This window comes from Gottfriedia endophytica (assembly GCF_017814275.1).
In the GTDB taxonomy this organism is placed as follows: Bacteria; Bacillota; Bacilli; order Bacillales; family Bacillaceae_G; genus Gottfriedia; species Gottfriedia endophytica.
On sequence record NZ_JAGIYQ010000022.1, the window covers coordinates 1 to 19,889 of the forward strand.

Annotated in this window: 17 protein-coding genes; 14 read left to right on the forward strand and 3 right to left on the reverse strand. The window is 34.4% G+C overall.

Annotated elements, in window-relative coordinates; translation table 11 throughout:
• Positions 1–249 precede the first annotated feature (249 nt).
• The gene (locus J5Y03_RS19245; RefSeq protein WP_209407624.1) at positions 250–738 is read right to left on the reverse strand and encodes a GAF domain-containing protein; all 489 of its coding nucleotides are present in this window, start codon (positions 736–738) and stop codon (positions 250–252) included.
• Positions 739–886: 148 nt separating this feature from the next.
• On the opposite strand from J5Y03_RS19245, the gene refZ reads away from it, so the two are divergent.
• Positions 887–1,525: a forespore capture DNA-binding protein RefZ gene (gene refZ, locus J5Y03_RS19250; RefSeq protein WP_209407625.1), complete on the forward strand. Its 639-nt coding sequence runs from the start codon at positions 887–889 to the stop codon at positions 1,523–1,525.
• Between the two features lie 295 nt (positions 1,526–1,820).
• Here refZ and J5Y03_RS19255 read toward each other — a convergent pair whose 3' ends face one another.
• Positions 1,821–2,333, reverse strand: coding sequence for a hypothetical protein (locus J5Y03_RS19255; protein ID WP_209407626.1), 513 nt, complete (start codon positions 2,331–2,333; stop codon positions 1,821–1,823).
• Between the two features lie 342 nt (positions 2,334–2,675).
• Between J5Y03_RS19255 and ezrA the strand changes: the two genes are divergently transcribed.
• From ezrA to J5Y03_RS19310, 11 genes are all read left to right on the forward strand, one after another.
• The gene (gene ezrA / locus J5Y03_RS19260; protein ID WP_209407627.1) at positions 2,676–4,388 is read left to right on the forward strand and encodes a septation ring formation regulator EzrA; all 1,713 of its coding nucleotides are present in this window, start codon (positions 2,676–2,678) and stop codon (positions 4,386–4,388) included.
• Positions 4,389–4,473: 85 nt separating this feature from the next.
• The gene (locus J5Y03_RS19265; protein WP_209407628.1) at positions 4,474–5,616 is read left to right on the forward strand and encodes a cysteine desulfurase family protein; all 1,143 of its coding nucleotides are present in this window, start codon (positions 4,474–4,476) and stop codon (positions 5,614–5,616) included.
• A gap of 5 nt (positions 5,617–5,621) precedes the next feature.
• Complete coding sequence (gene thiI, locus J5Y03_RS19270) at positions 5,622–6,860, forward strand: tRNA uracil 4-sulfurtransferase ThiI (RefSeq protein WP_209407629.1); 1,239 nt, start codon at positions 5,622–5,624, stop codon at positions 6,858–6,860.
• An 84-nt stretch (positions 6,861–6,944) separates the two neighbouring features.
• Positions 6,945–7,151: an alpha/beta-type small acid-soluble spore protein gene (locus J5Y03_RS19275; protein WP_209407630.1), complete on the forward strand. Its 207-nt coding sequence runs from the start codon at positions 6,945–6,947 to the stop codon at positions 7,149–7,151.
• 263 nt (positions 7,152–7,414) lie between these two features.
• Positions 7,415–8,989, forward strand: coding sequence for an acyl-CoA synthetase MbcS (mbcS, locus tag J5Y03_RS19280; protein ID WP_209407631.1), 1,575 nt, complete (start codon positions 7,415–7,417; stop codon positions 8,987–8,989).
• Positions 8,990–9,055: 66 nt separating this feature from the next.
• On the forward strand, positions 9,056–10,633 hold the full coding sequence (locus J5Y03_RS19285; RefSeq protein ID WP_209407632.1) for an amidohydrolase: 1,578 nt from the start codon (positions 9,056–9,058) through the stop codon (positions 10,631–10,633).
• A gap of 66 nt (positions 10,634–10,699) precedes the next feature.
• A complete protein-coding gene (locus J5Y03_RS19290; RefSeq protein WP_209407633.1) occupies positions 10,700–11,347 on the forward strand; it encodes a DUF2953 domain-containing protein in 648 nt (215 codons plus the stop codon).
• Positions 11,344–11,781, forward strand: a complete 438-nt coding sequence (gene ytfJ, locus J5Y03_RS19295; RefSeq protein WP_209407634.1) for a GerW family sporulation protein — start codon at positions 11,344–11,346, stop codon at positions 11,779–11,781. Before J5Y03_RS19290 ends, ytfJ begins: the two co-directional genes overlap by 4 nt.
• A gap of 99 nt (positions 11,782–11,880) precedes the next feature.
• A complete protein-coding gene (gene tpx / locus J5Y03_RS19300; RefSeq protein WP_209407635.1) occupies positions 11,881–12,381 on the forward strand; it encodes a thiol peroxidase in 501 nt (166 codons plus the stop codon).
• A gap of 167 nt (positions 12,382–12,548) precedes the next feature.
• A complete protein-coding gene (locus J5Y03_RS19305; protein WP_209407636.1) occupies positions 12,549–12,767 on the forward strand; it encodes a hypothetical protein in 219 nt (72 codons plus the stop codon).
• A gap of 158 nt (positions 12,768–12,925) precedes the next feature.
• Positions 12,926–14,182 (forward strand): multidrug effflux MFS transporter, encoded by a 1,257-nt coding sequence (locus J5Y03_RS19310; protein WP_209407637.1) that lies wholly within the window; start codon positions 12,926–12,928, stop codon positions 14,180–14,182.
• Positions 14,183–14,235: 53 nt separating this feature from the next.
• Here J5Y03_RS19310 and J5Y03_RS19315 read toward each other — a convergent pair whose 3' ends face one another.
• Positions 14,236–15,153: a DMT family transporter gene (locus tag J5Y03_RS19315; protein ID WP_209407638.1), complete on the reverse strand. Its 918-nt coding sequence runs from the start codon at positions 15,151–15,153 to the stop codon at positions 14,236–14,238.
• 149 nt (positions 15,154–15,302) lie between these two features.
• Here J5Y03_RS19315 and pdxR point away from each other — a divergent pair, with 149 nt between their 5' ends.
• Positions 15,303–16,742: a MocR-like pyridoxine biosynthesis transcription factor PdxR gene (gene pdxR, locus J5Y03_RS19320; protein WP_209407639.1), complete on the forward strand. Its 1,440-nt coding sequence runs from the start codon at positions 15,303–15,305 to the stop codon at positions 16,740–16,742.
• Positions 16,743–17,096: 354 nt separating this feature from the next.
• Positions 17,097–19,433: an RNA polymerase recycling motor HelD gene (gene helD / locus J5Y03_RS19325; protein WP_209407640.1), complete on the forward strand. Its 2,337-nt coding sequence runs from the start codon at positions 17,097–17,099 to the stop codon at positions 19,431–19,433.
• The last annotated feature ends 456 nt before the right edge of the window (positions 19,434–19,889 follow it).

The following is a 19,889-nucleotide window of genomic DNA, read 5'->3' on the forward strand; positions in this document are numbered from 1 at the left end:
TCTTAAAAGTCTATATCAAAGATATGAATTTCTGCGTCAGACTTAATTTGAACCGCCGTATACGGAACCGTACGTACGGTGGTGTGAGAGGTCGGGAGTTAGTCGCTCCCTCCTACTCGATTTCTATCTAACTAGCTACGGCATCCATCTCTTCGGTCGTTTCACAAAAACCAATTGAAGTGATAAACCGCACTTCATTTGGTTTCTGCTCCAACGCCTCTCAGAGATAAACAGGATGCCTTCGCATTTCTAATTTATTGTATTTTCAAGGATATTTACTAGTTTTTCTAAAAAGTGTTGATCCTCATCGTCAAAACGCTCAAATTTTGGACTATCGATGTCTAATACTCCGATTAATTCTCCGTTTGAAATAAGAGGAATTACAATTTCAGAGTTTGAAGCAGCATCACATGCAATATGTCCTGGAAATTCATGAACATTTGCGATACGTTGAGTAGTTTTTGTATTAGCTGCTTTACCACATACTCCTTTATGGAATGGAATTCTTACACAAGCAGGAAGACCATGGAATGGGCCAAGAACTAACTCATCTTTGTCCCCATCCTTTAAGTAAAACCCAACCCAATTTATATCATTAAGAAACTGATTTAATAGGGAAGACGCATTTGCTAAATTTGCAATTAAATTTGGTTCTCCATCAGTTAATGCTTTGACTTGGAAAAGTAATGTTTCGTATTGTTGAGCCTTTGTACCTGAGTATTCGACTTTTTGAAACATAATGTGACCTCCTTCAATCTATTATTTGAAACATCATACCATAAATCGTAAGAATTCAGTGATTTTGTCGACCGAATTGTGAAGGGAATTGGAAAAATATCTATAAATACATCTAATAATAACGGAAATGGACAAGAGGTGACGAAGAATGGAGCTTGAGAACTTAGCAACGAAAAAGAAAGTCATTGAAAGTGCAGTTACACTTTTTAAAGTGAAGGGCTATCATGGTACATCAATACGTGAAATTGCAGCAAGAGCTAAAGTAAATATTTCTTCTGTTTCCTATTATTTTAATGGTAAGCAAGGTTTATTAGAAGAAATCATTATCTCTTTCTTAGAGGGATATATGAAGGTCTGTGAAAGTATCTTTTCTAATGATAGAAATGATGAAGGGAATCGATTACAGCAATTAATGAATGTCATTTTAGAATATCACTATGATCATAGGAATGAAGCGAATGTTTTTTACAAAGAATTAGCAACAGATTCTATTTTTATTAGAGAAATTATGAGTACCTATTTAACAAGAGAAAAATATAATTTTGAAATAATATATGAAATTCATAAAAAACAAACCAATTCTTGTAGAGTACCTTTTACTATCTTTTTTGTTCAACTAAAATCATTGATTACTACGCCATATCTATTTCCGAATTATTTATCAGAAGTACTTTATATTCGTTTAGATGATCCTTATTTTTTACAAAAATACAAGGAACATATTTCTGAATGGGTATCCTTTGTATCAAATGGCATAGAAGAACGAAATTTAGAGTGTATAGGTTAATTAAAACTTGTTAGAATACGTTAGTTGATTACAATTCCAGGATGCTCCCTTTCCGTGGGGCGTGAGCTGAGCCTCCTCGTCGCTATCGCTCCTGCGGGGTCTCACCCTTCCCGCTATTCCCACAGGAGTCTCGCACCTTCCATTGTAATCAACTTCTGCCTTTAAAATAATCATCTCAAAAGCAACAATCTTATAGATAAGATACATCCATTCTAATTAAAAAAACATAATCAAAAAAGCTACTTGTTAGAGTAGCTTATATTGCAATATATTAAGTAAAATGTGACTATCTAGTTTAAGGAATATACTGTTGTGTTAATTTGGTTACAACACCATTTTTTATTTCAATATGAAACGGGGCTTGGTTATAATAACTTTTGCTGTAAAAGTACTTAATGAATTCTTGTTTTGTTACAATTTTATTGAATTGTACGTCGCCAGCGCTAGTAAGAGGTTGTACGACGAATATTGCTTTGTTAGAAATCAATAATGTTCGAATTTTAGGATTCGCATTTCGAATGTAATAACCATCGAAAGCGTAGTGTGGTGCATCTTTTCCTTTACACTCTTCTTTACAATCTTTAAGAAATTCTTGGTCAGCTCTTTTCCCTGTATACCATTGGATATAATCGAAATTAGCAAAAAGTTTACTTTGCTTAATCTTCAATGATTTAATATAGGTTGTTTTTTTTATCACATGAGCCACTTTTACTGGCCTCTGATTAGATGTAGTAGTCTCGGCAGTAACTCCCCCAGATGTCACTAGTAAAGTTGTTATAATGAGTAAAAATGAGAGCATTTTATTCATATTAACTTTTTCCCCCTTGGACATAATTTTTTACTAATCATTCCCCAAAAAAGATTATACGCAAAATTTTAAATTTTTATGAGAATAAATGTTTAAAAAATGATAGGTTGGAATATGAAAAAATGAGTCTTTTTTCCCCTAGAATGGATTGAATAATTCTTTTTACACATAAATATTTATAATTTTTTGTAAAAAAAGACAATTATTATAAAAAATTGAAAAAATTAGGTCAAAAAGTGTCGTATACATGTTATTATTAACTATACATAAATATAAATGAACGAATTTAAATGTCCTATATAAATAGACTGATAAGGCAAGTAGAGGGGGTTCACCTAGGATATGACATTCAGTGTGGTTATTATCGTTATATGTTTAGTTATTTTTGGAATGATAGGTGCCTTAACAGTACGTAGTCGGATGTATAAAAATTTAGATAATCTTGAAACATGGCGAATCCAACTAATGAATCGACCTGTTACAGATGAGTTATCTAAATTAAAGGCATTGAATATGACTGGTCAAACTGAGGAATTGTTTGAGCGTTGGCGTACCGAATGGGACGATATTATCACGACTGTCCTACCGAAAGTAACAGATGCAATGTATGAAATAGAAGAAGCGATTAATAAATATCGATACATAAGTGCGAAAAAACAAATTGCTTCGCTTGAAGAAACGCTCCAGAAGGCTGAAAATCAGATTGATGAAATTTTAAAAGAGCTTCGTGAATTATTAGGAAGTGAAGAACAAAATTCGGTTGAAATTGAATCTTTAAATCAACAATATCTTGAGCTTCGTAAATTACTATTAACTCACAGACATTTATACACAATTGCAGAGGCAATGATTGAAAAGCAATTAGATCATATTAAAAATAATTTTACTAACGTTAATGAGGCTACTGAGCATGGCAATTATTTAGTTGCTAGGGATTTAGTAAAGGATCTACATAACGATATTATCGATCTTAATGAAAAAATGAAAGTCATACCAGATTCATACATAGAAGCATCAACTACAATTCCTGCTCAAATTACTAATTTGTTTGAAGGATACAAACAAATGAAAGAAGAAGGATATGCCCTTGACTATGCTGAACTAGAAAATGAGGCAAATGAATGTAGCAAAGTTTGTGAAGAATGTGTCGAACATATTAAAACTCTCCAACTAGAAGAAGCGATTAGTAAAATGGATGTAGTAAAAGAACAAATTGATAAAATTTATGATTTCCTTGAAAAAGAAGTAGAAGCCAAATATATCGTTGAAAAAGAAATATGGTCTGCACAAGAAGAAATACAAAAAATTAGAGAAGCTAATATTAAAACAAAAGAAGAAACGCATATTGTTCAGCAAAGCTATCAGTTAAATGAGCAAGACACAGAGACACAAAAATATGTAGAAAAACAAGTCAACATCATTACAAAGCGTTTTGAATTACTTCAAATACGTGTTGCAGAACAAGATTTGGCATTTTCCGTAATTAAAGAAGAATTAGATAGTTTAAAGCAACAAATGGACTCAATTCGAGAAGCACATAATATGTATGTTGAAATGCTAAAAGATTTGCGTAAAGATGAATTAATCGCTAGAGATCAATTAATTGAGATGAAGCGTTTAATGTTAGAAGTAAAACGACTAATCCAAATATCTAATTTACCTGGTATGCCAACTTCTAGTCTACAGCAAATTCAACAAGCCCAAGAGTATATGCAAGTTGTGTATAATGAATTAGAGAAAAAACCTTTAAAAATGGGAAAAGTAACGATTTTACTTGAACAAGCTTCGGCGGCAGTCAATGAGTGCTATCATGATACAAAATATTTAATTGAACAAGGATACTTTGTTGAAAAAGTTATTCAATATAGCAATCGCTATCGTAGTAAATATTCAGTTGTATCTGAGGCATTACAGAAATCAGAACAATTTTTCCGCCAATTTGAGTATAACCAAGCGCTAGAAGAAGCTGCGGCTGCTTTAGAAAGTGTAGAGCCAGGTGCAATAAATAAATTACAAGAAATACTAAGTGAACAAAGGTACACACTGCCCCTATAGATCCTAATCTCTAGGGGTTCATTTATGTGTGTATTTTTTTATGTTATTTGGTAGTATGATATTATGAAAAAAGTTGGAGGGAAATATGATTTATTTTGACAACAGTGCTACGACTAAGCCATATAAAGAAGTATTGCAAACGTATGTAACGGTTTCTGAACAATTTTTTGGAAATCCATCCTCCTTACATAAACTAGGAGGGCAATCTGAGCAATTACTTGAACAAGCTAGACAACAAATTGCCAATTTAATTGGTGTCCATTCTTCTGAAATAATATTCACTTCTGGTGGAACGGAAGGGAATAATTTAGCGATAAAAGGTACAGCAATGCAGCATCGTAACAGAGGTCGCCATATGATTACGACAGAAATTGAGCATCCATCGATTTATGAGGCATACAAACAACTAGAACAACTAGGGTTTGAAGTAACGTATTTAACTCCTGATGAAAATGGATTTATTTCAGCCCAGCAAGTGAAAAATGCAATGAGAGATGATACAATTCTCGTGTCATTAATTCATGTCAATAATGAAACTGGTGCAATACAGCCAATAAAAGAGATAGGGGATTTTTTAGCGAAGTTTCCTAAAACCTATTTTCATGTTGATCATGTTCAAGGCATTGGAAAGGTACCTTTAAATATAAAAGAAAGTCATATTGATTTATGCTCTTTTTCTGGCCATAAATTTCACAGTGTTAAAGGAACTGGCTTTTTATATGTGAAAAAAGGCGTTACATTAAGTTCAATTTTAACTGGTGGTTCACAAGAACAAGAAATTCGTTCTGGTACAGAAAATTTAGCTGGCATTGTTGCGATGGCTAAAGCACTTCGTATGACTTTAGAAAAGCAAAGCCAGATGAAATCACATCTAATCGAATTAAGAGAGCAAATCATGAACAATCTTCATCAAATCGATAAAGCCATCATTAACTCGCCTTCTTACAACTTTGCTCCTCATATTATGAATGTGTCATTTGTTGGATTAAAACCTGAAGTTATTGTACATGCGTTAGCGGATGAAGGAGTATTTATTTCAACAAAATCGGCTTGTTCTTCAAAGAGTAGTGATGTCAGTCGTGTCTTACAAGTAATGGGGAAAAGTGATCAAGTCGCTGGTAGTGCGGTTAGAATGAGTTTGTCGTATGAAAATACGATGGATGAAGTAGAAAAGTTTAATAACATTATTAATGAAGTTATCGCAAAATTATATAAAGTAACGAGGTAAAAAAGATGATTGTAGATTATATTTTAATACGATACGGTGAAATGACAACAAAGGGAAAAAACCGAAATAGATTTACGAGTATTTTAAGAGAAAACGTAAGAACTCGTTTAAAAGATTTCACAAATATAAAAATAGAAGCAACTCGTGATCGAATGTACATTAAATTAAACGGTGAAGATCATGAACAAGTCGCTATTCGATTAAAACAAGTATTCGGAATTCATACTTTTAGCTTTGCAAGCAAAGTGGAAACTGAATTAGAGGCTATGAAAAAAGGTGCTCTTGCAGCCATTGAGAAATTAGAAGCACCTGTTAAAACGTTTAAAGTAAATGTACAAAGAAGTTATAAAAACTTTCCATTAAAAACGCCAGAATTAAATCGTGAAATTGGAGGCTATATTCTTCAAAATACTGAACATTTAACAGTTGATGTACACAATCCAGATGTAGCTGTACGTGTAGAAGTTCGTGAAGATGCTACGTATATTACTTGTGGAGAGGAATATGGTGCAGGTGGATTACCAGTTGGAGTTAGTGGTAAAGTAATGATGCTGCTTTCGGGTGGTATAGATAGTCCGGTAGCTACTTATTTAATGCTTAAGCGTGGGGTTACTGTGGAAGCAGTACACTTTGAAAGTCCGCCATTTACAAGTGAACGTGCAAAACAAAAGGTAATGGATTTAGCAAGTAAGCTGACAAAGTATTGTAAACGTGTTACAGTTCACGTCATCCCATTTACTGAAGTTCAAAAGACAATCCATAAAGAGATTCCTGCTAGCTATACAATGACAGTTATGAGACGTATGATGTTACGAATTTCTGAGCAAGTAGCAAAAGAAAGAAAAGCATTAGCTTTAGCAACAGGTGAAAGCCTTGGTCAAGTAGCAAGCCAGACGTTAGATAGTATGCATACAATCAATGAAGTGACAAATTATCCGGTTTTACGCCCATTATTAGCAATGGATAAAATAGAAATCATGGATATTGCACGTAAAATTGATACGTATGATATAAGTATTCGTCCTTACGAAGATTGCTGTACAATTTTTACACCAGCAAATCCTACAACGAAACCAAAGCGTGATAAAGCTGAACGATTTGAATCGAAATACGATTTTACGGCATTATTAGAAGAAGCCGTTCAAAATCGTGAAACAATTATCTTTGAAAATGAGTCAATCAGATTAAAATCAAATGATAAAAATAAAGAAGAACAAGTTATTGATTTTAAGGATTTACTATAAAAATACTCCTAACAATTACCAATATAAAAATGTATGATAATCCATGTTTTTTCACATTCTAAAGTCACAAGGAGGTGAAATCACATGGCAAACAACAGTTCAAACAACTTAGTAGTAAATGGTGCACAACAAGCTTTAGACCAAATGAAATACGAAATCGCTCAAGAATTCGGAGTTTCTCTTGGCGCAGATACAACATCACGTGCTAACGGATCAGTTGGTGGTGAAATCACTAAACGTTTAGTAGCAATGGCTGAACAAAGCCTTGGTGGCGGATTTACTCACCTATAATCAAAATTATATAAAATGGCTTTAGAGGTAGGGTAACACCTACCTCTTTTTGTTTTTTACTAATTTTAATGAAATATGATTGTAAGATATTTTTTTAAGTCATATTGGTTTAACTACCCATCAGTCGAAATGATGAAACTTCTACTGAAAAAAGATTTAATTCGTTTAAATTTTAAAAAAATTAAAAAAATTCAATAATATTCTCTTCTATTTTGGACAACCCTTTTATATAATTTAGTAAAAGTGAAAAAGGGGTGTTTTAAATGATTCAAGTTGAATTTGTTGCACCGAAAGTTTATAACGTTGTTTGGGAGATTGAAAAATACGCAACAACAGATAAAATTGCCTTAAAATGGGAAGATCAAAATGGAGAGACTAACCATTTATCATACAAAGAGTTAAATCAACTCGTAAATATATATGCTTTTCAATTCTTATCTAATGGACTCACAAAAGGGGACAAGGTATTTGTTATGATGCCTAGATGTGCTGAGACATACGCTGTATACTTAGCCATTTTAAAAATAGGTGCAATTATTATACCTGGCTCTGAATTATTAAGAGAAAAGGATATTGAGTACCGATTAAATCATGGAGAAGTTCGAGCAGCCGTTGTACATAATCAGTTGTTGGATGGTTTTGAGAATCACTCCAATCGAAAAGAAATCGTGTATTTTCTAGTGGACAATAAAAAAGACCAGTATATTTCACTCGAAAAAGAAATTTATGCAAGCCCACAAGTATCTACTGTGGAGACGAGCTGCGATGATGTCGCTTTTATTTCTTATACATCAGGAACTACTGGTAACCCAAAGGGTGTTGTACATACTCATAGCTGGGGTTATTCACATATTCGCATAACTGCTTCAACTTGGATGGATATAACAGAGGATGATACAGTTTGGGCAACAGCAGGACCAGGGTGGCAAAAATGGATTTGGAGTCCGTTTTTAGCGACGTTAGCATCAGGAGCGACTGGCTTTTTTTATCAAGGAAAATTTGATGCAAATACGTATTTAACATTACTCCAAAAGCATGATATTAGCGTCCTTTGCTGTACGCCAACTGAGTATCGATTTATGGCAAAGGTAGATCATCTTGAACGATATCAATTTCCTTATTTGAGAAGTGCTATGTCAGCAGGAGAGCCATTGAATCAAGAAGTCATTCGAACTTTCCAATCTTATTTTGGAATAGAGGTACGAGATGGCTATGGTCAGACGGAAAATACATTATTAATTGGTACGTTAAAAGGGATGAAAAGTAAAGCAGGTTCAATGGGAAAACCAACACCAGGTAATATTGTAGAGGTAGTGGATGAAGATGGTTTGCCAGTTCCTCCAGGGATTGTCGGTGATATTGCTGTACACAAACTTTCCCCGTCACTATTTAAAGGTTACTATAAAGATGAAGGTCGAACAAAAGCACAAACAAGAGGAGACTATTATATTACTGGAGACAGAGCGAAAAAAGATTATGATGGTTATTTCTGGTTTGAAGGGCGAAGTGATGACATTATTATTAGTTCAGGTTACACAATCGGACCATTTGAAGTGGAAGATGCTTTAGTAAAGCATGAACTTGTTCGTGAATGTGCAGTTGTTGCGAGTCCACACCAGCTACGTGGTTCTGTTGTAAAAGCATTTGTTGTACTCAAAAATAAAGCTCTTGATGAAGATGCACTTGTTCTTGAATTACAAGAATTTGTTAAGCAACAAACAGCACCTTATAAATATCCACGTATTATTGAATTCGTTGAAGAGCTACCAAAAACGATTTCAGGAAAAATTAGGAGAATTGAGTTAAGAGAAATTGAAAAAGAACGTAATGTATTCTAGATATAAGCATGTGATAAAATGAGAGAAAATTCTCTCATTTTTTTGATGAGAAAAGGTGGGATTACTTTGGGAAAATTATGGATTAACGCAACGTTTTATACAATGCAAGCTGAAGGACATTCAGTGGATGCGATATATACAGAAAAAGGGAAAATAGTAAAGTTAGGTTCAAAAGAGGAACTTGAAAGTTGGCTTGGAAATCAAATTTATGAAGTCATTGATTGTGCAGGAGGTATTATTCTTCCAGGTTTTATTGATAGTCACATGCATTTAATTGGTCATGGAGAATCCTTGAAAAGAGTGGATTTGGCTCAGTGTAATTCCTATGATGAAATGATTTCTTCTATGACTGACGCTGTTAATCAAGCTAAAGAGAATGAGTGGATTATCGGAGAAGGATGGGATGAAAATCAGTGGAAAAACACTGCAAGATTTCATAAAAAAGATTTGGATGATTTATCATCTGCAAATCCGATCGTTCTAAAACGAGCGTGCCGTCACGTTTATTTTGTTAATTCTAAGGTGCTAGAAAAAGCCCGGATTACCGAAAAGACCACAATAGAAGGTGGTCAAATTGGGATCGATAAAAATGGAAAGTTAAATGGATTATTATATGATGAAGCGGTCAATGCAGTACTAAAAGCCATGCCTTCTCCCAATGAAATTTATTTAACAAGTGCCCTAGAGACTGCCATTAAAGATTGTTGGAATCATGGAATAGTAGGTGTTGTGACAGAGGATTTAGGTTATTATGGAAACGCAATAAATGTGTTAAAGTCATTTGAGAAAATTTTAAATAAAATGCCTTTTTTTGCAAATTTATTAATTCATCACACCGTTTTCGAGGAAATAGTACCCTATTTATCTAATCGAAGTGAACGCTTGTCTTTTGGTGGGATAAAAGCCTTCATTGATGGTTCTTTTGGAGGGCGTACAGCTTTATTATCTTGTCCATATCAAGATAATCAATCGACAAACGGTCTTCAAGTGACATCAGTTCAAAAACTAGAAGAAATTACAAAAAAAGCAAGGGAGTATAAAGTTCCAGTTGCCTTTCATATGATCGGTGATTTAGCCGTTCAGCAAGGAATTGATGTCATACAAAAGTATCGAAATAATAGTAATCTGCCTGATCGACTTATTCATTGTGAACTTTTAAATCCAACATTAGTTCAAAAAATGAAAGGACTATTTGCAGTTATCGATATTCAATCTTCATTTTTATACAATGATTATCCTTGGTTAATTGAACGAGTTGGTGAAGAGCGGAATCAATATGCTTTTCTAATTCGAACTTTATTGAAAGAAGGTTTACAGTTAGCTAATGGTTCCGATACACCGATTGATTCAATTAATCCTTGGCTTGGTATGTACACTTCTATCACTAGAAAAGCTAAAAATGGCATACCGTATAATAAAGAAGAGGGTATTTCTATTTATGAAGCACTCCAATTGTATACAACAAGCAGTGCTGCATCAATTGGTCTAGAAGGAATTAAAGGTCAGCTAAAAGAGGGATATGACGCTGATTTTCAATTTGTTTCTCATGATCCTTATTTAATTGATACTGAAGAAGTCATTAATATAAAATGTATAAAAACAATCATACAAGAAGAAATTGTATTTGAAAAAGAGTGGGATTAATCCATTCTTTTTTTTGTTTAGCGCTTATGCTCTTTGACTATACTGAGTGAGAAAGGTGTGGTCGGAATGCTCCTCGCTTTAAAAATAATTGGTGGCTTGATCTTACTGGTTATCCTTTTAATTTTCGTGATTATGGTAACTACTTTAAAAGTTCGAGTACATATCATTTATACTCAAAGTCACAGAGAAGTGAATATAAAATTTTCGATATGGAAAAACCTTGTTCAATTTAAATACAATATGCCGTTAGAGGATGAAAAAGTTGAAGTTCGTTTTGATAAACTTACAAAAATTAGGAGAAAATATTCTGTAAAGGAACAATTAGATTTACTTATAAATACGTATTCTCAAACACATACTAGCATTAAGCGATTTTTAAAGGATGTAAAAATTTCTTATGTAAATGTCCATTTATCGATTGGGACAAGTAATCCGGCATTAACGGGAATTTCGAGTGGAATTTTATATGGTTTAGTTGGATTGGTAGAAAATTTATTAGAACAATTTACAACTGTCCTTTCAAAACCCATTTTTGTCCTATCACCAAATTTCAATCATAAAGCAATTGAATGTGAAAGTATTATTCGCTTTTCGGTTTCACTTCGAAAATTATGTTTAATTGGATTAAAAATAGGAAGAGCTGTACTAATGAGTAGGAAGGTTCAAAAAGGTAAAAAAAAGATAAATATTCATATTAAGGAGGCATCTTCATGAGTCAACATCCTATAGGGGATTTAATGAATGCAGCTATGGAGAATTTAGTTTCAATGATTAATGTTAATACCATTATTGGTGAACCAATTTCAGCACCAGATGGTAGCTTGATTTTACCTGTTTCAAAAGTAGGAGTAGGATTTGCTGCAGGTGGAAGTGAATTTTATCAAAACCAACCAACTGAAAGTACTGCACAAGGTGGTATAAAAAGTGTTCACCCATTTGGTGGAGGAACCGGTGGTGGAGCATCTATTACGCCAATCGCATTTTTAATTGTGAATAAAGAGGGAGTCAAATTACTTCATCTTGATCAAAATACTCATTTAATTGAGAGACTGATTGATCTAACGCCTCAAGCAATTGAAAAAGTTAAACATTATATGAAACGAAATAAAGATGATGATATCAAAAAAGATGAAAACCCATTTGAATAAGTAAAATTTATGTAAAATAAGCCTATTCATTTGCAAACATCAATGCCATCTATTAAGATAAATGTTGTGAACATTTTGGAATTAATGGGAGGAAATAACATGGCAAACGTAACATTTAAAGGAAATCCAGTAACATTAGTAGGTAACGAAGTAAAAGTTGGAGAAAAAGCACCTAACTTTACAGTGTTAGCAAATGATTTAAGCCCAGTAACATTAGAAACCTCAGCTGGTAAAGTACGTTTAGTAAGCGTAGTACCATCTCTTGATACAGGCGTTTGTGATGCACAAACTCGTCGTTTCAACGAAGAAATTTCAAAATTAGGTAACGTTGAATTATTAACAATTTCAATGGACTTACCATTTGCACAAAAAAGATGGTGTGCAGCTGCTGGTTTAGAAAACGTACATACAGTATCTGACCACCGTGAAGCATCTTTTGGTGAAGCATATGGCGTATTAATGAAAGAATTACGTTTATTAGCACGTGCAGTATTTGTAATTGATTCAAATGATACTGTATCTTACGTTGAATACGTAGCTGAAGGAACAACTCATCCAAACTACGAAGCAGCAGTTGAAGCTGTAAAAGCTGCTAAGTAATTTCGAAATAGTTGAATACTAAGATTGTAACGGCCTACTTTGTAAAGTGGGCTGTTATTTTTTTTGGAAATTTTCTAATTAAGGGGCAGGTTAGCTGAAGAAGGAAAACTTACCGTAAACAAAGAAATAATAAATGAACAATTATAATAAAAAAGAGGTAGTTTACATTGGAGATGGGAATAACCTGTTTAATTATTGGCTCATTTTTATCATGTTTATCATTTGCATATTTACACGAAGAGTGGAAGGGAACTAATGATAAAACTCAATTTCTTCTAGGTGAATTAATAGATGTACTATTAGGTGGTTTATTTACAGGGGTAAGCTTTATTTTTGTCTCTGGAATTATTGTTTCTATATTTGGGCTTATTTTAATTTTTGGTTAGTAAGCAGTGTTGAAGAATTATTTTACGAATACATGCTATAATTCTATAACAGTGTAGAAAGGCTGTCTTATTGGACAGTCTTTTATTATAACTCAACACTTTACGATATTTGTTTATTGAAAAGAGTGATTTTCAATAAGCGGAAAGGAGATGAGAGAATGAATGATTTAAGTGAAGCATCAAGTAAACCAATTAAAACAAGTAGAATTTGGATGGCTATTGTACTTGGATCATTAACTGGAATAGGACCGTTATCTATTGATATGTATTTACCGTCACTACCAACATTAACAAATGATCTGCATACAACTGCTTCATTAGCCCAACTTAGCTTAACGGCTTGTTTACTCGGTATTTCTCTTGGTCAACTGTTCGTTGGGCCAATCAGTGATATGAGAGGGCGACGCAAACCTCTTATGATTGCACTTATTATTTATGCAATTACCTCTCTGTTATGTGCATTTATACCATCGATATGGGGATTAATTTCTCTTCGTTTTATTCAAGGTGTCACTGGTTCAGCAGGTATAGTGATTGCACGTGCAACAGTAAGAGATTTATATTCAGGTACTGCACTTACTAAGTTTTTTTCATTATTAATGTTAGTTAATGGAATCGCTCCAATTTTAGCACCAATTATTGGTGGTCAACTATTAAAATTCACAAACTGGCATGGCGTTTTTGTAGTTCTTTGTATAGCTAGTCTTTTAATGTTAATAATGGTCTTTTTTAGTTTGCCAGAAACGTTAGCTGCCGAAAATCGTTTACGTGGAGGAGTTAAAGGATCGATATTAACTTTCCGAAATTTGGCTAAGGATAAAAAATTTATGGGCTTCGCTCTATCACAAGGACTTATAGTAGCTGCAATGTTTGCCTATATTTCTGGTTCACCGTTTGTTATTCAAAATGTATATGGAGCATCGCCTCAAACTTATAGCATTATTTTTGCAACGAATGGTTTAGGTATCATTATCGCAAGTCAAGTTACCGGACGTTTAGCTGGTAAAATAAAAGAAATGAATTTATTCAAGTTTGGCTTAGGTTATGCAACAGTAGGGGGATTAAGTTTATTTATCGCAGCTTATACAAAAGCAGATTTAGTATTTATTCTAATTCCATTATTTATGATTGTTTCAAGTGTCGGTATTACTGGTACAACAAGTTTTTCATTAGCTATGGAAAATCAAAGTAAGGCAGCAGGAAGTGCCTCTGCATTACTAGGGGCATCATCATTTATTTTAGGAGCTGTTGTAGCACCGTTGGTTGGAATTGCAGGAGGAAATACTGCACTGCCTATGGGGATTATAATTGCACTATGTGAAATATGTGCTGTTATTACTTACTTTGTATTGATTAGAAAGAAAGAAAAAAGTACACCAATAGATTACTCAAATAACCAAGTAATTGGTGAATGATAGGAAAGAGTCATTGAGATTTTTACAATGACTCTTTTTTTCATATTAAGAGATTATACTTCCTTTTTTAACAGCTTTCCTTGTCTCCAATATACTTCTAGAGTAGAGCGATTTGCCATAAATACACCTGATAGGATAAGGAAAGCGCCAATTCCCATAACAGGTTTAACGGGTTCATTTAATACAAAATAACCTACGACTACTGCGATTAAAGGAGAAACATATAGCCAGGTTGATGGGAACACAGGATTCGTTTTTGAGAGGAGCCAATAATATAATCCATGACCACCAATTGAACCGATGAAAATTAAATAAAGAATTGGCCACTGTACGCTCCAAGTTGTTAAAACTGCTAGATTGGGATGTTCTACTAGACATGAGAAAATAAGTAGAAAGAATCCACCGTAGAACATTTGAATACCATTAACTAAAAAAGGCGATAGTTCAGGTTTGTCTAATAGAATTTCTTTAGAAGAAATTGCTCCTATTCCGTAAAATAATTCTCCTCCTAAAATAACAAGACAAGCAATCACCCAAATCATTGTGAGATGCTGTTCAAAACCAGGCATTGAAATACAAACTACTCCGCTAAGAGCGATAAAAAGAGCGATGAATTGCTCTTTTTTTAACTTTGTTTTATCTTTTCTTACTTGGAATAATAGAATCATCATTGGACCAGTAGCAGATAGTACAGATGCTAATCCAGAAGTAATATGTTGTTCAGCCCAATATAATGTTGAGAAAGTCATAAATGTATTACAAAATCCAACGAAAATGAGCCTTTTTGATAAAAGGGATGGCAAGACTTTTCTACGTTTTAAAACAAAATAACTCATAACCAAAACACCAGCTAAAAAGAAGCGGATGCCTGCTGAAAAAAGAGGCGGTGCCCCAGCATCAATCCCGATTTTAATCGTTAAGAATGTCGTACCAAAAATGATGCAAATAAGAATGTAATTGAAAATGATCATAAATCTCCCCCCTTGTAATGATTGAAATGATTATACATTACACGGTGTATAACAGTTTATAAGAGTGTATAACAGTGGTAAGAGATTTTGATTGATTGTTATAAGCTTTTTAGATAACTTTAATTTAAAAAGAACTAAGGGTGAAAATGATGAAGTTTGTACTGAGAAAGGAATCGAATACACCGTTTTATCAACAAATCTGTGTCCAGATTATTCAACGTATTCAAAGTGGTATGTTAATGGATGAAGAACAGCTTCCTTCTCTACGTACAATGGCAGAGGATTTAAATGTCAGTATACTAACTGTTCGAAAAGCATATAAATGGCTAGAGACAAAAGGGTATGTTTTCGTTCAACCAGGTAAAGGGGTTTATATAAGAGGAAAAAGGCAGGCGTCTTCCAAAATAGCTAATCCGTATGACTGGCAACACTCTTTAGCGGTAAATGTACAGAGGTCACAATATTTAATCAATCGGCAAAGAAGGTATTATGATTTTTCACAGGCCGTTGTTTACCCGCGATTATTACCTAATCAATTTTTAGCAGATGAAATGCAGAATATTGTACAAAAAAATCGAATGATTTTAGCGACTTATGGACCCGTACAAGGTGATGAAGAACTTAGACTAGAAATAACAAAATACTTAAAAGAATATCAAGGATTACATGCAGATCCTACAAAATTGGTAATAACAAGTGGCGCTCAGCAAGGAATTGACTTAATAGCACAGACACTGTTAAAGCCAGGAGATACGGTTTTAGTTGAAAGCCCGTGTTATGGAGCAGCAATTGATGTGTTTACAAATAAAGGAATAAATATAATTCCGATTGAACTTGATAAACAGGGGGTTCGTTCTGATTTAATCGATGAGGTTTGTCAAAAAAAGAAACCAGTTCTTCTATATGTTAATTCTTCATTTCATAATCCTACAGGGACTTTGATGAGTGAAAAAAGACGTAGAGAATTAGTGGAACTGGCAGAAATGTATAAATTTTTCATTGTAGAAGATGATTCATTTGGTGAGATATATTTTGATCAAATCACACTTCCGCCACCTATCAAATCTTTTGATCGGAATGGTCATGTAATTTATTTAAAAGGCTTTAGTAAAACGATTGCTCCAGGTATTCGGGTAGCTGCAATGCTTGCAGAAGGACCTGTTTTTGATTGGATTTATGCTGTGAAGTCATTTATGGATATTGGCAGTCCGCTTTTAGTCCAAAAGGCAATCTTGCCAATTTTACGAACAAAACGAATGAAAAACCATGTTGAAAAGCTTCGTACTGCTTTGCAAATCAGAAGAGATACTGCTGTAGAAATATTATCTTCATTAGATGATGTAGTACAATTTCAAGTACCTCAAGGTGGATTTAACTTATGGCTTACTCTTACTGATTCAATTGATTCAATTACACTACTTCAAAAAGCAAATGAAGCAGATATTAACTTTTTACCTGGTTCGGCTTGCTTTGTGAATGAACCTAAAAAGAAGCATATTCGTATTAGCTATTCACTTTTGAGTGATCATGATTTAAAGATTGGATTAGAGAAGCTTTGTAAAGTAATAAGGGATGTACAATTTGAATGAATGAGATGATTAAAAAGGCTGATTGAAAAATTGGTTGTGAGGTATTGCAACTAAGGAGGCGTTAGTTGAATATGGTATGCACTTATGCTATTCCGCAATCGAGGCGCTTTAATGAAGTAAGGAAAAGCCCATTTTCTCTATTTTATTTACAGAGAAGATGGGCTTTTTTTATAAAACTATGATCTATCATAGCAGTGGTCGGTAAAATATATTGATAAAATTGAGAAATTGTGATAAATTTGTATAGAAACGAAAATTTTATGTTTTAACTATATAATATCCCTATTTTAATTATATCGTAAAACATCCTATCAAGTCAACCCTCATTTTCAATTTTTTTAAGGAGTGCATGATATGAACACAGAACTTCGTCAGGAACAAGAAAGATTGGACTGCGTAATGGAAACAATATCGAAGCAAATTAGCAAGAAAGAAGGAGAAACCAGCAAGCGTCGAAAAGAAGTGGTCAATATCCGTAAGAACTTTTGGGATGACGTCAAGGTTAACACAGATACTTTTGACGATTATCTCGAGACGATCATCGGCTTAAGACAACAAGCTCAAGCCCTGTCCGTAAGCCAAAGCACCCACAGGTACGCCTTCAATCGGCTTTCCGTACTGCACCGAATGCAGGAAATCCCTTATTTTGGTCGAATTGATTTCATCGAAAACGGAACTTCTGAAGTGGAAAGTATCTATATCGGAGTCTCTACGCTTACGGATACAATAGGAGAGAATTTTCTAATCTATGACTGGCGGGCGCCGATATCTAGCGTATATTACGATTATCCACCGGGTTCAGCTGAGTACGTTACACCTGAAGGTGTAGTTCACGGCTTGTTGGATAAAAAGTGGCAATATATCATCCGTGGTGGCATTATCGACTCAATGTTTGATACGAGTCTTACAATTGGAGATGAAATTTTACAACAGGTCCTTGGTAAGGGCACGGACAAACAGATGCACAGTATAGTGGCCACCATTCAAAGGGAGCAAAACCAGATCATTCGTCACGATCGCGGGCGGTTACTCATTGTTCAAGGTGCCGCTGGCAGTGGTAAGACATCAGCTGCACTGCAACGGATAGCGTACTTACTCTACAAGTATCGAGAGTGGCTGAAAGCCGATCAAATCATTCTATTTTCTCCTAACTCGATGTTTAATAGCTACGTATCCAATGTATTGCCCGAACTTGGTGAAGAAAACATGCAGCAGGTCACATTTCAGGAATACTTGGACCATCGGCTAAGCAACACATTTCAAGTCGAAGATCCTTATGAGCAATTGGAATATGTATTGACTGCAACGGATGATACTTCCTACCGTACTAGGACTGCTAGCATAAGATTCAAGGCATCGACTCATTTTTTCGAAACAATTAAATCATATAGGCATTCGCTAGAATTATCCGGCATGTTATTTAAAGGAATTAAATTTAGAGGAAAACCAATTGTGACCGCTAAACAAATCGCTGATAGGTTTTACAACAGCGACACCTCACTCCGCTTTCACAACAGACTTGAGAAGTTGACTGAATGGCTAAACGAGCGAATAGATGAGACTGAAAAACTCGAGCTAACCAAGCCATGGGTACAGGAAGAAATAGAGTTGCTTAGCAAAGATGAATATCAAAAGGCTTATAACTACTTACAGAAAAAACAAGGTTTCACGGAAGATTCGTTTGATGATTATGAGAGAGAGAGCAAAGTGCTCGGACGTATGATTGTTCGCAAAAAGTTGAAGCCTCTGCGCAAATGGATCCGAGCATTACGTTTCGTCGATTTTACGGGAATATACAAGCAACTTTTCGTTGATCCAACACAGATTAAACCGTGGATTGCTGGCAATACACCTAAGGAGTGGGAGGATATTTGCCTGTTGACCTTGGAAATGCTGGGTGAAGGAAAGCTGTTATATGAAGATGCTACTCCATTTTTACTTTTGAAAGAGCTGATTCAAGGGTTTCAGACAAATGTCTCAATCAAGCATGTACTTGTAGACGAAGCACAAGATTATTCTCCGTTTCAATTTGAGTTTTTGAAACGTTTGTTTCCATCGGCTAAGATGACTGTGCTTGGAGACTTTAACCAAGCGATATTCGCCCATGCCAGCGAAATGGTCAATTTTCACACACTTACTGGCTTATACGGAACGGATGAAACAGATGCAATCAACTTAACACGTAGCTACAGATCCACAAGACCAATCACAGAGTTTACACGCGGGCTCGTTCCTGGTGGCGAAGGGATTATCGCTTTTGATCGCGATGGTGAGAAGCCTGTACTGTCACAATTGTCTGATCGTGTTGAACTTCACAGCTGCATCGCTACCAAAGTCACGGACTTAAAGAAGCAGCGATATAATTCAATTGCAATTATCTGTAAATCCGCTGTTGAAAGCAAGGAAGCATACGATGCTCTAAGAAACATCGATCATATTAAGCTTGTGAATAGCGGATCGATTAAATATGAACAAGGTGTTGTCGTCATACCAGCGTATTTGGCTAAAGGGATCGAATTTGACGCCGTCATCATTTATGATGCATCGGAGCAAGTATACGGCGATGAGAGTCTGCGTAGATTGTTCTACACCGCATGTACCCGGGCGATGCATCACTTACAGATTTACAGTGTTGGCGAACCGAGTCCATTTTTGCTCAACGTTGCACCGGAGAGTTTTAGCTTAATTTAACAAGGGTTATAAATTCTTATTAAATAATGCTTACAGTACCCGGTTTGTTTAGCGATGTAATATAATTAAACATTAAGTATCTCTTTTGATTTTATGAAATGATTTACTACCAACGATTTTCTGTAATCATTGGTAATTGTTAAATAATTAAATCCCAATTTCTCATTTTTATTGAGAGATTGGGATTTTTAATTAATTGATTAATCATAGTGCTGCGGATGTGCGCTATTTTGGTAATCGAGAAGGTGTTGAAAAATGAATGTAGAAGATACAAAGAATCAAAAAAATAAGCAGAACATGTCTACTTATTTATTGCTACATTAGATTGATATACTTATTCAACTACCATGAAAAAACCTTACGGTATTCATCTGAAAAAGTGCATAGCTGAAGAAGACGTCTTTATTTTATTTTTTAAAAGCGTCTAACAGTAAAAAAATATATTAGTGGTTGATG